Source organism: Actinoplanes sp. NPDC026619 (assembly GCF_040638295.1).
Lineage (GTDB): Bacteria > Actinomycetota > Actinomycetes > Mycobacteriales > Micromonosporaceae > Actinoplanes.
Window position 1 is genome coordinate 88,569 of record NZ_JBEZYA010000015.1, and the last position, 14,060, is coordinate 102,628.

Below are 14,060 nucleotides of genomic sequence, written 5' to 3' on the forward strand. Positions count from 1 at the left end.
CCGGGCACACCGCTGTCAAGCCCTTGTAACGAGGTAATATCGCTGCTGGGAGGGCCGCACCTTGAATGATCTTGTTGACACGACCGAGATGTACCTCCGGACCATCCTCGAATTGGAGGAGGAGGGTGTGCCGCCCCTACGGGCCCGCATCGCTGAGCGCCTGCACCAGAGCGGTCCGACGGTCAGCCAGACGGTTGCCCGGATGGAGCGCGACGGCCTGCTCACGGTCGAGGGGGATCGCCATCTGGTGCTGACCCCGGCCGGCCGGGTGGCAGCCGTGGCGGTCATGCGTAAGCACCGGCTTGCGGAGTTGCTGCTGGTCAACGTCATCGGCATGCCTTACGAGGAAGCCCATGAGGAGGCCTGCCGGTGGGAGCACGTGATGAGCGACTCCGTCGAGCGCAAGGTCTACGAGCTGCTCAACCGGCCGACGCGTTCGCCGTACGGTAATCCGATTCCGGGTTTGGAAACACTGGGTGGGGATCGCGACGACGATGCGGTCGACGTCAGCACGGGTGAGCGCAACCTGGCGTTCCCGGGGCTGACCGGCAGTGTGGTGGTCAGCCGGATCTGCGAGAGCGTGCAGACCAACTCCGACGTGCTGCGCCAGCTGCACGCGGCGGGCATCGACCCGGGCACGACGGTGACGGTGGCACAGGAACGTGACGCCGTGACCATCGACCGCTCGGGCGACAAGATCCGCCTGCCGCGCGAGGTGGCGTCGCGGGTCTTCGTGGCGGCGCACTGAGAGCGTCGCAGGGAGAAAAGCTAGCCCGCTGTTGTGTCCATCGCCTTGGCGAGGTTCAGCAGCTTGGAGTTCATGGCCGTCACGTCGGCGGCCTTGGCGGTCTTGGCGAAGGTGAAGCGCAGCGTCTGCAGCTGCTTCGCCTCGCTGAGCCAGCCGATCTCGACGACCGGTCCGTGCGTGCCGCTCGCGGCCGTGTTGAGCCGGTAACCAGCCTTGCCGAGACCCTTGATCGCGGTGGCCTTCTCCGGCTTGAGCTCGGAGTTGAACAGCTTCGCGTCGGCCTGGGTGCTCTCCACGACGCTCAGCGCCAGGTCAGGGTAGTCGGTGGCGATGGTCTGCACGACGCAGGTCGAGGTGTCGTCGACCTGGTCGGAGGCGGCCACTTCGAACTTGACGCCGATCTTGTCGGTGATGAAGTCCCAGTCCCAGAGGATGCAGGCGCCACCGGCCGAGGCGGCCGGCTGCTCGACGACGTCGACCGGCGGAAGGGCGTCATCCTCGGAAGATTTATCCTTTTTGTCGCACCCGGCCACGGTAACCAGGAGCAGCGCAACAGCGATGAGACGCGAACGCACTGTCCATCCTCCCGAGTGTTTTCGGGGAGAACCGTACTTTGCCCGGCCATAACACGAAAGGCCGCACCAGGCACCTTGCGAACACGCAACGTGACTTGACACGTGATGTCAAGGGCCGCGAGGATCTGACCCCGTGGACCTCGTCGAGCAGATCGTGCGGCTCCTCGACGTCCGCCTGCTCGACCCGCTCGAGGTGCTGCTCGAGGGGGACGACGCGGTCGACGCGCTGCGGCGCATCGTCACGCTCCGGGCCCGCCGCTGGGCCGACACCATGCGTCACGGCAGTGATCGGGAGGCCACGCTGGCCGCGGCCCGGCTGATCGCCACGCTCTACCCCAGCGACCGCCCCTTCGACCCGCCGCCCGAGTGGTGGGCCACCCCGCTCGGCCAGGTCATCGCCGTGCGGGCCGGTCACCCGTGGGCCGAGTCGGTCTCCTACGCCACCGCCGGCGCCATGCTCGGCATCACCCGCCAGGGCGTCCACGACCTGGTGCGGCGCGGCCGCCTGCCCCGTCATCCCGACGGCGGCGTGCCGTCCGCCGCCATCCGCGACCGCCTCCGAGGAGAACCCATGATCAACGATCGTCTGATAGATGCCGGAGAGCTGCCGATCGCGATCCGCGACTTCGGCGGCGACCAGCCCCCGCTGCTGCTCCTGCACGGCGCCGGCGGCAACCTCGCCCAGCTCACCACGCTGGCCCGGGCGCTGCGCCCGCACCACCGGGTGATCACCATGGACCTGCGCGGACACGGCCGCTCCGGCGACGGGGTCTGGACCTGGGAGGCGGGCCTGGCCGACGTGGCCGCGGTCGTCGAGAAACTCGAGCTGGACCGGCCCGCCGTGGTGGGCCACTCCCTGGGCGGCATGCTCGCCGCGCTCTGGGGTCAGCGTCACCCGGAGTCACCGGCAGTGATCAGCCTTGACGGCAACCCGCCACCGACGTTGCCCGCGCATCTGCCCGGGCTCGATCCGGAGAAGGCGGTGGCCGAGCTGGCCCGGCTGCACGCGATCTTCGACCAGATGGAAGCCCTCGGCGGCCGGGTGATCCCCGCCGACCAACTGCCCGACCTGGTCGAACGCCAGCAGGCGGCGGCCCGCGACATGGGCGCCAACGAGAAGGTATGGATCGAGGGTTTCCGTCGCAACCTGGTGCACGAGAACGGTGAGACGTCGACCCGCCCGTCCGCCGCGGCCACGTCGCAACTGCGCAAACTCATGAACGAACTCGACCTGACCACGGTCTATGCCGCGACCACCTGCCCCGAGCTGCTGGTGCTTCCGACGCGCGACCTGCCCGAGCAGGAGCCGTTCGCCGACCTTTACGCGGCGCACCGTCGTTACCTCGTCGCGCAGGCTTCCGCCGCCGGGCACCCGCAATATCTCCAGCTCGCGGACGCCTCGCACGCCATGGTCATCGAGCAGCCGGCCGTGCTGGCGAACGTGATCACCGATTTCCTGACGGCGCACCGCTGAGATAACTCGGCAGCCGCGCCAGGCAACTCTCCCACCCGGCACGGTACATCTGCGCGGTGGCGGCATCCACCCGGTCATGCGTGACGACCAGGTCGGTGCCGTCACCCTCCGGACTCAGCTCGATCGTCACCCGCGAGTCCCGATCGTCGCCCGCCCAGCGCCAGCTCTGCACCATCCGGCGAGGCGGATCAAGCTCCAGATACTCCCCCGCAAACCCCATACCATCCGCATCGATCCCGAATCGCCCACCCACCACGGGATCGGACTTCACTCGTGGATGCACCGATTCCGGCCAATACCACCGCTGCAGCGCACCCGCCTCGGTCAACGCCGCCCACACCGCCTCGGGCGCCGCCGCCAGACCGGCCCGAATCACTGCCGACTCGTCAAAATCCATGCCAAACCATAAATCAATCTTCTTGAGTACGGGGGCAGCACGAGTCCCGTCCGCCCGGTGCGGCCTGGCTGCAACGAACGGCCGTGCGCCCGCTACGGCCGCGTGATCAGCGGAGCGGCTTCGCCGCCCCCGAGGCCAGCAGGCCGATCAGCAACGCCACCAGGGCGCAGAGGATCGCGTTCAGGACGCCGAAATGCTGGGCCAGCACGCCGATCAGGGGCGGGCCGGCCAGGAAGGCGCCGTACCCGATCGAGCCGGCCACCGAGACCCGGATCGCGGCGCGGGCCGCATCGTCGGCCGCGGCGCTCATGCCCACCGGGAAGCCCAGCGACGAGCCCGCTCCCCACAGCAGGCCGCCCAGCAGGGCCACCGGCACCGCGAAGCCGGAGATCACCAGGAGGAGGCCGGCCATCCCGGAGACCACCGTGGCACGCAGGACGGCCACCCGGCCCCAGCGCTCGATGGCGTAGCCGCCGAAGAGGCGGGACAGCGTCATCGCGGTGACGAACGAGCCGTACCCGATGGCCCCGATCGTCTCGCTCGCGCCGTAACCGTCGACCAGGCTGATCGCCAGCCAGTCGTTCGCGGTGCCCTCGGCGAAGCCGAACCCCAGCATGATCAGTCCGATCAGGATGGTGCGGGGCTCACGCCAGGCCTGGGCGACACGCATCGCGCCGGGACGGTCCGCACGACCGGCCACGTGCGGCAGGAAACGCCGTACCGTCGGAAAAGTGATCGCCGCCGCCACCGCCGCGGTGAGATAGAGCTGCGCCCAGATCGGCAGGCCGCAGGCCGCCGCCAAGGCGCTGACGACGGCGCCCAGCACGGTGCCCAGGCTGAAGCCGGCGTGGAAGCGCGGCATGATCGTGCGGCCGAGGCGGCGCTCGACGTCGGCGCCCTCGACGTTCATGGCGACGTCCCAGGCGCTGTTGCCCGCGCCGACCAGCACGAGCCCGACCGCCGCGATCGCGACCGTGCCGGTGAGGGTGCCGGTGCCGAGACCGATCAGGCCGAGCACCATCGAGCTGCTGCCGAGCAGGATGGTCCGGGCGGGGCCGACCCGCTGCACGAGCGGGCCGGAGAGCGGGATCGACATGATCGCGGCGCCCGAGATGCAGAGCAACAGCAGGCCGAACCCGGCGGCGGAGAGATGCAGATCGGCCCGCACCGCGGGGGCGCGGGCCAGCCAGCCGGCGAAGGCGAGGCCGTTGGTCGCGAAGGTGGCCGCGACGGCGACCTTGGCCCGCTCGAGTTCCGGGCGCTCGAGTTCCGGGCGGTCGACGTCGGCGGCGGTCACTCACCGAAACTTACTCGTTAAAGCTCCGAGGCCGCAGAACAGTCCCTTCCTGGGCCGTCATCTGACCGCTCGTCGGATGCGCCGCTCGCCCTCGCCGCGTTGGATATGCCCGGACGAGAAACACCACACGGGGGAAAAATGCGCGTGCCAGGCAGGCTGTTGTCCCGAGCGGCGGCTACTGCGGTGTTGTGCCTGCTCACCGGCGTTGCGGTGGCGTTGCACCAACCGACGCCGGGCGAATCAGCGGCGGGCGGCGCCGACGAGCACGCGAAGCACGTGATGCCCCGCGCGGTGCCGGTCGCGGTGACCACGGCCGCGCCCCTGCCGAAGACCGGCTGGACGGCCGCCGCGGACACCGCCGTCGCCGGGTTCGAGGCCGCCAAGGCGCTCGACGACAACACGGCCACGGCGTGGAAGAGCACCACCACCGCCATGCCGCACTCGATCACGATCGACACCCACAACCGGGTGGCCCTCAGCGGCCTCACCTACCTTCCCCTGACCGGCGCCAACGGCCGGATCGGGCAGTACAAGGTGCAGGTCAGCGACAACGGGACGACCTGGAGCGCGAACGTCGCCACCGGCACCTTCGCCGACACCGCCACGGTCAAGACCGTCACGATCAGCACGGTGATCACGCGGTACGTCCGGCTCACCGCGGTCACCGAGGCCGGCAAGCGGGTCACCTGGGCGACCGCCGCCGAGATCAACCTGCTCGGCGGCACCGACCCGGTGCTGCCGCGCACCGCCTGGACGGTCGCCGCGGACAGCCAGGAGACCGCGGGCGAGGACGGCAAGGCGGCCAACGCGATCGACGGCGACACCGGCACCTACTGGCACACCCAGTGGCAGGACGCCTCGCCCGCACTGCCGCACACGTTCACCATCGACATGCACGCGGCGAACCTGGTCTCCGGCCTCAGCTACCTGACCCGGCAGGACGGCGCGCAGTACGGCGACATCGGCCAGTACCGCATCGAGACCAGCATGGACGGCGCGACCTGGTCGCCGAACGTGGCGACCGGCTCGTTCGCCGACCTCACCACGTCGCAGACCACGACGTTCACCTCGGAACTGGCCCGATACGTACGCCTCACCGCCGTCACCGAAGCCGGCCGCCGCGGCCCGTGGACCTCGGCCGCCGAGATCAACCTGCTCGGCCGAGCGGACCCGCGACTGAGCCGCACCGGCTGGGCCGCAACCGCCGACTCCCAGGAGACCGCCGAGGAGGACGACCGGGCCGTCAACGCCATCGACGGCAACACCGACACCCTCTGGCACACCGTGTGGAGCGGGTCGGACGTGCCTGACTTCCCGCACACCTACACGATCGACATGAAGTCGAGCCAGCTCATCGGCGGCCTGTCCTACCTGCCCCGGCAGGATTCCTCGCTCAACGGCCTGATCGGCCAGTACCGGATTCAGACGTCGACCGACAACGCGACCTGGACCGACCGGATCACGGCCGCGTTCTCGCCGAACTCGGTCGCCCAGCAGTCCGTGCTCTTCCCGGCGACCACCGCCCGATACGTGCGGATCATCATCACCACCAGCAACACCGGGCCGTGGGCGACCGCCGCCGAGTTCTGGGTGCTCGGCCCGAGCGGCTCGGTCGTCGCCGGCCGCGGCACCTGGAGCGCGCCGGTCGGCTTCCCGCTGATCCCGGTCGCGGCGGCGGTGCTGCCCAACGGCAAGGTGCTCACCTGGTCGGCGTCCTGGAACAACGACTACGTCGGCGGCACCGGCCGGACGCTGACCGCCACCTACGACCCGGCCACCGGCGTGGTCACCCAGCGCGAGGTCACCGAGACCGGGCACGACATGTTCTGCCCCGGCATCTCGGTGCTGCCGGACGGCCGGATCATGGTCACCGGCGGCAACGACGCGTCGGCCACCAGCATCTACAACCCGGCGACCGACGCCTGGACCCGCGGGCCGGACATGACGATCGGGCGTGGTTACCAGTCGAGCGTGACGCTCGGCGACGGCCGGGTGTTCACCATCGGTGGCTCGTGGAACGGCGGCAAGGGCGGCCTCGACGTCGACCACAAGAGCGGCGAGGTCTGGTCGGCCGCGGCCGGCTGGACGTCCCTGCCCGGCGCCGACGTGGTGCCGATGCTGACCGCCGACACCAGCACCACTGGCGGCGACTACCGCAAGGACAACCACGCCTGGTTGTTCGCGTGGAGCGGCAACAAGGTGCTGCAGGCCGGGCCGAGCAAGAAGATGAACTGGTACACGATCAGCGGCCAGGGCTCGGTCGCCTCGGCCGGCACCCGCGGCGCCGACGGTGACGCGATGAACGGCAACGCGGTCATGTACGACACCGGCAAGATCCTCACCATCGGCGGGGCACCCAGTTACGACAGCTCCGACGCCACCGCCAACGCTTACGTCCTGACCATCAGCGGCAGCACGGTGACCAGCAAGAAGGTCGCCTCGATGGCCAACACCCGGGCGTTCCAGAACAGCGTCGTCCTGCCCGACGGCAAGGTCTTCGTGGTCGGCGGCGAGAACTTCGCGGTGCCGTTCTCGGACAACACCGCGGTGATGAACGCCGAACTGTGGGACCCGGCGACCGAGACGTTCACGACGATGGCCACCCAGGCGGTGCCGCGGACCTACCACAGCGTCGCTCTGCTCCTCCCGGACGCGCGGATCCTCAGCGCCGGCGGCGGGCTCTGCGGCGACAACTGCGACACCAACCACTTCGACGGGCAGATCTTCACCCCGCCGTACCTGCTGACCGCGGCGGGCGCACCGGCCGCCCGCCCCACGATCACCAGCGCCCCGGCCACCGCGGCGAACGGCGCGACGATCAACGTGAAGACCGGGGCGGCGGTCAGCGCCTTCTCGATCATCCGGATGGGCACCGCCACCCACTCCGTCGACACCGACCAGCGGCGGCTGTCGCTGACCCCGACGGCAGCAAGCGGCGGCTACAACCTGACGATCCCGGCCGACAAGGGCATCGCGGTGCCCGGCTACTGGATGCTGTTCGCTCTGGACGCCAACGGCGTGCCAAGCGTCGCAAAGATCATCAAGATCGGCTGAGGTACGGGGGTGCAGGGGCGCCGGTCCTCGGGCCGACGCCCCTCCCGTTTCGCCACGGATCTCAGGAGCCGTTGGCCGCGAACGCCGACACCTCGGCGGCGGTCAGGCCCCGGTGGTAGAACCGCACGTTGTCGAGAGCGCCGTCCAGATAGGGATCGGCGTATGGGGAGCGGCCGAGCCAGTTCCGCGTCGGACCACCGGCGGCGGCCGTTGCGGGGAGTCGGTTGCGGGAGTCGGGTGGTCAGCTGCGCAGGGCGCCGGACATGAAGCCCCGGACGTAGCTGCGTTGCAGGATCAGGAACAGCAGCAGGCACGGGATCGCCATCACGGTCACGCCGGCCTCGAGCGCGGGGTAGTCGATGGCGCCGAAGGTGGCTGTCCGCATGTTCACGACGGCCAGCATCATCGTGAACTTGCCGGTCGAGTTGAGCAGGATCAGCGGGGCGAAGAACTCGCCCCACGAGGTCAGGAACGCGAACAGGGCCACCGTGATCAGGCCGGGGCGGACGGCGTGCAGCAGCACCCGGGTCAGCACGGCCAGGCTGCCGCAGCCGTCGATCAGGGCGGACTCCTCCAGCTCCGCGGGGATGGCTTCGAACGCGTTACGCATCATGAAGATCGAGAACGGCAGCTGGAACATGATCAGGACCAGGCTGAGGCCGATCAGCGAGTCCTGCAGGCCCAGCCAGCCCAGCAGCACATAAAGAGCAATCAGGATGGTGGCGTACGGGACCATCAGAATCGCCAGCGTGAGCAGGAAGAGCGCGTTCTTGCCGGGGAACTGGAAACGGCCGAAGGCGTAGCCGCCGAGGGTGGCGACGAACAGCGTGCCGCCGACGGTGAGCCCGCTGACCACCACGCTGTTGACGACGTGCTCGAAGCGGATGCCGTTGTCGGCGGTGAACAGCCGCGAATAGTTCTCCAGGCCGAAACCGCTCGGCGTGCGCACCGACGCCCATGCGCTCCAGGCCAGCGGGAACAGGAACAGGACGGCGAGGGCGGCGCCGGTGATCCGGGACATGCGCATCGCGGGCTCCTACGAACGGCGGCGCAGCACGGTCAGCTGCACGGCGTTGAGAACGACGAGGACGGCGAGCAGGACGACCGAGACGGCGGCGGCCGAGCCGAGGTCCAGTTCGATGAAGGCCTTGCGGTAGATGACCATCACGAGCGACGTGGTGCTGTTGTCGGGGCCGCCGCGGGTGAGGATCCAGAACTGGTCGAAGGCGAGCAGCGAACCGGTCACCATCAGGGTCAGCACCAGCGCGATCGTGGTGCGCATCAACGGCACCGTGATGTTCCGGAACGCCTGCCAGGCCGAGGCGCCGTCGAGCCGGGCCGCCTCGTACACCTCGGTCGGTATTGCTTGCAGGCCGGTCAGCAGGATCAGCATGTTGAATCCGGCGAACCGCCACAGCACCAGGCCGACCGCGGCGCCGAGGGCATTGGCGGGGCTGCCGCTGACGTGGCCGTTGATCGGGCCGATCTCGTCGCTGAGCAGGCCCAGGAAGAGCAGTGACGCGCTGGCGAAGCCGACCGCGGCGGGCAGGAAGTAGGCGGTGCGCAGGATCGTCACGAGGCGGCCGGAGTGCTGGACGATCAGGGCGAGACCGAACGACAGCGCGAACAGCAGGACGGTCACCACGACCGTGTATTTCAGAGTGAACCAGACCGCGGTGCGTAGCAGGTCGTCGTCGCTGAGGCCGGCGAAGTTGGCCGGCGCGTTCATCGTCGGCGGGGCGAGCAGCGGCCAGCGGTGCAGCGACATCCAGGCGACCAGGCCGAGCGGCACCACGAAGAACAGGCCCACCACGAAGGCGGTCGGCGCGGCGTAGAGGGCGCCGATCCATCGGCTCCGCCGCCGGAAACCGCGCCGGGCCGGAAGCGCCTCGCGCACCGTCGGCCGAGGCGGAGCTAGCAAGGTCATCAGATCTCTCCGGTTGTGGCGGCCCGCCCGTCGAACCGACGGGCGGGCCGGGATCTACTTCTGCAGGGCGGACGTCAACGCGGCGGCGCCGTCGTTCAGGGATTTCTGCGGGTCGGGGCCGAACAAGGCGCCCCGGAACGCGGTGACCCACGGGCTCTGCGGGTCGTTGTAGGTGGCGTTGAAATTCTTGGCGTACGGGGTTTTGCCCTTCGCCATCAAACTGTTGATCTCCACGATCCGCGGGTCGGCGGCGGAGTATTTGTTGCTGGCCAGGTCGGTGCGGACCGGCACGCCCTTGTTCTTGGCGATGACCTCGAGTTGGGCGTCGTCACCGAGCGTCCAGGACAGGAAATCCCAGGCGGCGGTGGCGTTCTTGCTGGTAGCGCCGATGCCGATGGCGTCGCCGCCGACGAACGTGGATTCGCCGCCGTCGAGGCCGCTGATCGGGGCGATACCGACCTTGAACGTCGCCTTCTCCTCGATGACGCCGAGCCAGGCCGACGGGCCGGGCGCGATGCCGATCTTGCCGCTCTGCAGGGCGCCGAGCCAGGTCGGCCCGGCCTCGTCCTTGGCCGCCGGCGCGGCCACTCCCTCGTCGTAGAGCTGCTTGTAGAGGGCGAAGACGTCGCTCATCGCCGGGCTGTTGACGGTGCTCTCGGTGCCGTCGGCGTTCATCACGTCGCCGCCGCCGGCCCAGACCGACGGCCACATGGTGAAGACGTTGCAGCCGCCGCAGTTGCCGCCGAAGTAGGTGCCGTTGACGCCGCCGCCGAGCTTGTCGACCTTGCGGGCGTCGTCGGCGAACTCCTTCAGCGTGGTGGGCGGCTTCTCCGGGTCGAGCCCGGCCTTGGTGAACAGGTCCTTGTTGTAGAGCAGCACCGACATGTCGATGGTGTGCGGCACGGCGTAGTTGCGCTTGTTCCACGTTCCGTTGCGTACGTGTGCGGGTGCGACCTTGTCTTTGATCGGTAGTGCGTTGAACTTGTCGGTGATGTCGAGCCACAGGCCCTGCGACGCGTACTGCGGGGCAAAGACGACGTCCGAGGCGAACAGGTCGGGCAGCGCCCGGGCACCGGCCGCCGACGCGATCTTGGCCGGGTATTCCTCGTTGGGGTACGCGGTGACCTGCACCTTGTTCTTGTGGGTGGCGTTGTAGGCCGCGGCGTACTGCTTGGAGATGGTCTCGGTCGCGGCGCGCGTCCACAGGGTGAGGTTGGCGCCGCTGTCCGGTTCGGCGGAGCCGGACCCGGAGTCTCCTCCGCACCCGGCCGCACCGACCACGAGCAGGGCGGCGACGGTGCCGCACAGCCATCGTTTCAAGGGCCGATCCTTTCTAGAAAGCCTTGACCTCGAGCAGGCCGACCGACGCGGTGCCGCTCTGCAGCAGCACCCGTAGCCGGGTCGTGCTCACCGGCGTGAAGGTGACGTGGTTGTACTGATTCAGTGCGGTCGGGTAGCCGGACGCGCCGGCCACGTCGACGTAGGCGGTTCCGTTCCAGTACTGCAATTTCCACGACGCGGGCAGCCGTACGCCGCCGTTGTCGTCGAAGAAATAGACGTCCGCGCTTGACAGCGACTGCGCGGCGGGCCAGGTCAGCAGGCCCCACTGCTCACCGGTATCGGGCCAGGTGCCCCAGCGCCGGTTGACGGTGTCGTTGGACGACGGCGGGTCGATGGCGTCATTCAGGGCCGCGACGCTCTCCCATGAGGACGTGTAGCTGGCCGTCGGCGTGGCACTGGGCGCCTTGTTGGCGTTTGTCACCACGCCGCCGCGATTGGCCACCTTGACCTCGGTGATACCGGTCTTGACCCCGCTCGCGTGGGTGACCTGCACCCGGAGCCGGGTCGCACTGACCGCCGGGAACTGCGCCACGTTGTAGTTGGCCTGGCCGGCGGCGGTCGCGACGGTGGTCCAGGTGCTGCCGTTGAGATATTGGACCTGGTACGACGACGGCTGCCGGTAGTGGTTGGTCGCCCGGTCGTTGCGGAACCAGACCCGGACCTCGTTGACCGTGCGCTGCTGGCCGAGGTTGAGCTCGAGCCAGTCGGTGGCGTTCGGCGAGCCGTAGGTGCCCCAGAGCGGCTCGTTGATCGGGAAGCCGTCGACCGCGTTCGCGCCGGCCGTCCCGGACGTGGTGTAGGAGGCCGTCGTCGCGGCATTCAAGGCGTAATTCGGCAGGTCGGCGGTCAGGTCGACGCCGGCCTTGTTGAACATGTCGACCATCTGGGCGCTGCCCTGCACCACCTGGGTCGGCGCCTGGAGCCCGGCGTACGCCTGGCTGTAGGTCACGCTGCCGCCGGCGGGCAATGTCACCGCACCGGTGTCGGGGTTGTAGGTCAGCGGGACCAGTTTGTCGACGGTGGCCACCCGGGTGCCGTTCACGAAGATCGAGTAGCCCTGCGGGATGCCGGCGTACTTGACCACGCCGTCGGCCGGGTCGTCCCAGACGATGCTCAGGTCGGCGTTGCGGTAGCGCAGGTTGTTGGCCGCGAAGTTGGGCCAGCCGATGCTGATCGGGGACAGCTCGATCTGCTTGTCGGTGCGCGGGCGCAGGCCCATCACGTCCTCGATGACGGTCCAGTTGCTGCTGCCGAGGATGTTGTGGTGGATCCACGAGCGGTAGTCGATCGTGGAGGTGCCGGCGTTCCAGTCGGCCCAGAACTCGTTGGCGTCCGGCCAGGCCGTGTTGCCGCCGATGTACTGCGCCCAGCTGTTCCAGTAGAGGAGCTTCTTGTAGTCCTCGGCGGTCATCCACTGGTTGGGGTAGTTGCGCAGCACGCTCGAGTACAGCCGGAACTGGACCGTCGAGTTGATCGTGGAGAAGTTGTTGCTGCCCGGGAAGCCGGCCGCGGCGGCCAGCGCCTTGTCCTTCTGGTTCGCCGTGTAGAACGGGAAGATCGGATATTCGGCCGGGTCGGCGAACAGGCGCAGCGCCTGCTTGTACTCGTCGGTGTTCGGCATCGCGCCGACGGCGTACGGGTAATAGTTGTTGATCTCTTTCCAGGGGACCAGGCTGTTCGACGCGATGTGCCGGTGCTCGATCAGCTTGTTCGTGGAATCCCAGAGGTACGTGACGATCGCGTTCTTGATCCGGTCGGCGGTGGCCTGCATCTCGGCGGCCTTGGCGGTGTTGCCGATCGCGGCATAGGCCTGGGCGGCGGCGACGGCTCCGCTGTAGACATAGGCGGATTCGGCCCGGTCCATGTTGCCGGACTTCCAGTCGAACGAGACGGCGTCCGCGTCGTTGCCGGTGAGCGCGCCCCAGTCGTACTCGATCAGGCCGTCGTTGTTGTGGTCGTAGTAGGAGAGCTGGCCCTTGACATCGCCTTCGGCATATTTCGCGAGGTTGCCGGCGATGGCCGGCTGGCCGCCGTGGATCTCGAAGCTCTTCCAGGCCGCCTCGGCGATGTACTGGGTGTAACTGTTCGACCAGTTCTCCGGGTCACCGGGGTTGTCCATGAACCGGCCGCCCTTGGACACCTGTCCTACTGAGAGCCACGGGCCGTACGAGTACGCCGGGTTACGCAGGTACTTCAGGTCGTCGATGTGCATCGGCTGGGTCAGCGCGATCGCGTTGTTGTAGCCGAGGGCGCCCTCGACCGACGTGGGGAACTGGAAGTCCTGGCCGGGGATGTTGGCGTCGAGATAGTTGAACCGCATCAGCCACCAGCGGTAGTAGATCTCTTTCTTGATCGCCGGCTCGGGGACGTCGAGGTAGGGGACGTTGTCGGCCCACCATTGGTTGTACGTCCGCACCTGGGCGGCGAAGGCGTTGTCCGGGGTCAGCGCCTTGTAGGCGTTGTATTCGGACAGCGATTCGGGGATTTCGCTCGCCACGAATCCGAGCTGGATCTTGACGGTGGTCGTGGCGCCGGCCGCCAGGGTGACCGATCGGGTGAGGGCGCCGCTCGCCGCTGCGAAGCTGTCCCCGGACAGTCGGGGAAATATCGTGGTAAGTCCGTTTTTGACGGCGACCTGACCCGTCAGCTCCGAGCCGCTGACCGTCGTCGCATAGGGCGAGGTCACCCTCAGCGCCACCGTCTGCGAGGACGAGCCGGTGTTGGTGATCGTCAGGTTGTCGACCGCCACGTCGTTCTGGGTGATGAACTTTGTCTGATTGATCCGGAGCGATCCGTTGGTATGGACGCTCTTCCAGTGGCTCGGCGCCTGCCACCGCGACGCCACCTGCTCGGTCCAGGTGCCCGACCCGGCAGTCACGGTGAACGCGGCCTGGTCGTTGATGCTTTCCCAGTACGCGACGGCGCCACCGAAGCCCAGCACGGACGGGGTGTGGGTCTTCATGAACACGGCGCGGCCGCGGCTCATCAGCCAGGTGCCGGCCGGATCGTTGCCGGAGCGGGACAGCAGCCGATCCATCCAGAAATCGGTGCCGCTCTTCTCCGCGTCGTACATCGCCTGCATGGTGTTGCCGGTGGTCATCGCCGCCGGCATCGCCGGGAGGGCGGGCCCGGAGAAGGTCGGATAGCCGATGGTCTGGGCTGCGAATGCGGGCGCCGTGGGAGTCAGCACCGCTGCGGTCATTACGGTCGTCAACGCGAGTGCCAGCCGGGGATGCGGCATCGCGTA

General features: G+C 68.7%; 10 protein-coding genes and 1 pseudogene. 3 read left to right on the plus strand and 8 right to left on the minus strand.

Annotated features, from left to right (window positions below; genetic code table 11):
* Positions 1–61 precede the first annotated feature (61 nt).
* Positions 62–748 carry a metal-dependent transcriptional regulator gene (locus AB0E90_RS29600; RefSeq protein WP_360412847.1) on the plus strand — a complete coding sequence of 229 codons (687 nt, stop codon included), beginning with the start codon at positions 62–64 and terminating at the stop codon, positions 746–748.
* Positions 749–768: 20 nt separating this feature from the next.
* On the opposite strand, the gene AB0E90_RS29605 is transcribed toward AB0E90_RS29600, so the two are convergent.
* On the minus strand, positions 769–1,323 hold the full coding sequence (locus AB0E90_RS29605) for a hypothetical protein (RefSeq protein ID WP_360412850.1): 555 nt from the start codon (positions 1,321–1,323) through the stop codon (positions 769–771).
* 133 nt (positions 1,324–1,456) lie between these two features.
* On the opposite strand from AB0E90_RS29605, the gene AB0E90_RS29610 reads away from it, so the two are divergent.
* Positions 1,457–2,797: an alpha/beta hydrolase gene (locus tag AB0E90_RS29610; RefSeq protein WP_360412853.1), complete on the plus strand. Its 1,341-nt coding sequence runs from the start codon at positions 1,457–1,459 to the stop codon at positions 2,795–2,797.
* Here AB0E90_RS29610 and AB0E90_RS29615 read toward each other — a convergent pair.
* Both AB0E90_RS29615 and AB0E90_RS29620 read right to left on the minus strand, forming a co-directional pair.
* Positions 2,769–3,194, minus strand: a complete 426-nt coding sequence (locus AB0E90_RS29615) for an SRPBCC family protein (protein ID WP_360412856.1) — start codon at positions 3,192–3,194, stop codon at positions 2,769–2,771. The two genes, AB0E90_RS29610 and AB0E90_RS29615, sit on opposite strands and share 29 nt — an antisense overlap.
* A gap of 106 nt (positions 3,195–3,300) precedes the next feature.
* Positions 3,301–4,491, minus strand: a complete 1,191-nt coding sequence (locus tag AB0E90_RS29620) for an MFS transporter (protein ID WP_360412859.1) — start codon at positions 4,489–4,491, stop codon at positions 3,301–3,303.
* Between the two features lie 138 nt (positions 4,492–4,629).
* Between AB0E90_RS29620 and AB0E90_RS29625 the strand changes: the two genes are divergently transcribed.
* A complete protein-coding gene (locus AB0E90_RS29625; protein WP_360412862.1) occupies positions 4,630–7,545 on the plus strand; it encodes a discoidin domain-containing protein in 2,916 nt (971 codons plus the stop codon).
* Positions 7,546–7,606: 61 nt separating this feature from the next.
* On the opposite strand, the pseudogene AB0E90_RS29630 reads toward AB0E90_RS29625, so the two are convergent.
* The 5 genes and pseudogenes from AB0E90_RS29630 to AB0E90_RS29650 form a co-directional block, all read right to left on the minus strand.
* Positions 7,607–7,741, minus strand: a pseudogene (locus AB0E90_RS29630) (LamG-like jellyroll fold domain-containing protein); the annotation flags it as partial.
* Positions 7,742–7,786: 45 nt separating this feature from the next.
* Positions 7,787–8,572, minus strand: a complete 786-nt coding sequence (locus tag AB0E90_RS29635; RefSeq protein WP_360412865.1) for a carbohydrate ABC transporter permease — start codon at positions 8,570–8,572, stop codon at positions 7,787–7,789.
* Positions 8,573–8,581: 9 nt separating this feature from the next.
* Positions 8,582–9,472 (minus strand): sugar ABC transporter permease, encoded by an 891-nt coding sequence (locus tag AB0E90_RS29640; RefSeq protein ID WP_360412869.1) that lies wholly within the window; start codon positions 9,470–9,472, stop codon positions 8,582–8,584.
* 54 nt (positions 9,473–9,526) lie between these two features.
* The gene (locus AB0E90_RS29645; protein ID WP_360412872.1) at positions 9,527–10,792 is read right to left on the minus strand and encodes a sugar ABC transporter substrate-binding protein; all 1,266 of its coding nucleotides are present in this window, start codon (positions 10,790–10,792) and stop codon (positions 9,527–9,529) included.
* A 13-nt stretch (positions 10,793–10,805) separates the two neighbouring features.
* A complete protein-coding gene (locus AB0E90_RS29650) occupies positions 10,806–14,054 on the minus strand; it encodes a discoidin domain-containing protein (RefSeq protein ID WP_360412875.1) in 3,249 nt (1,082 codons plus the stop codon).
* Positions 14,055–14,060: the final 6 nt, after the last annotated feature.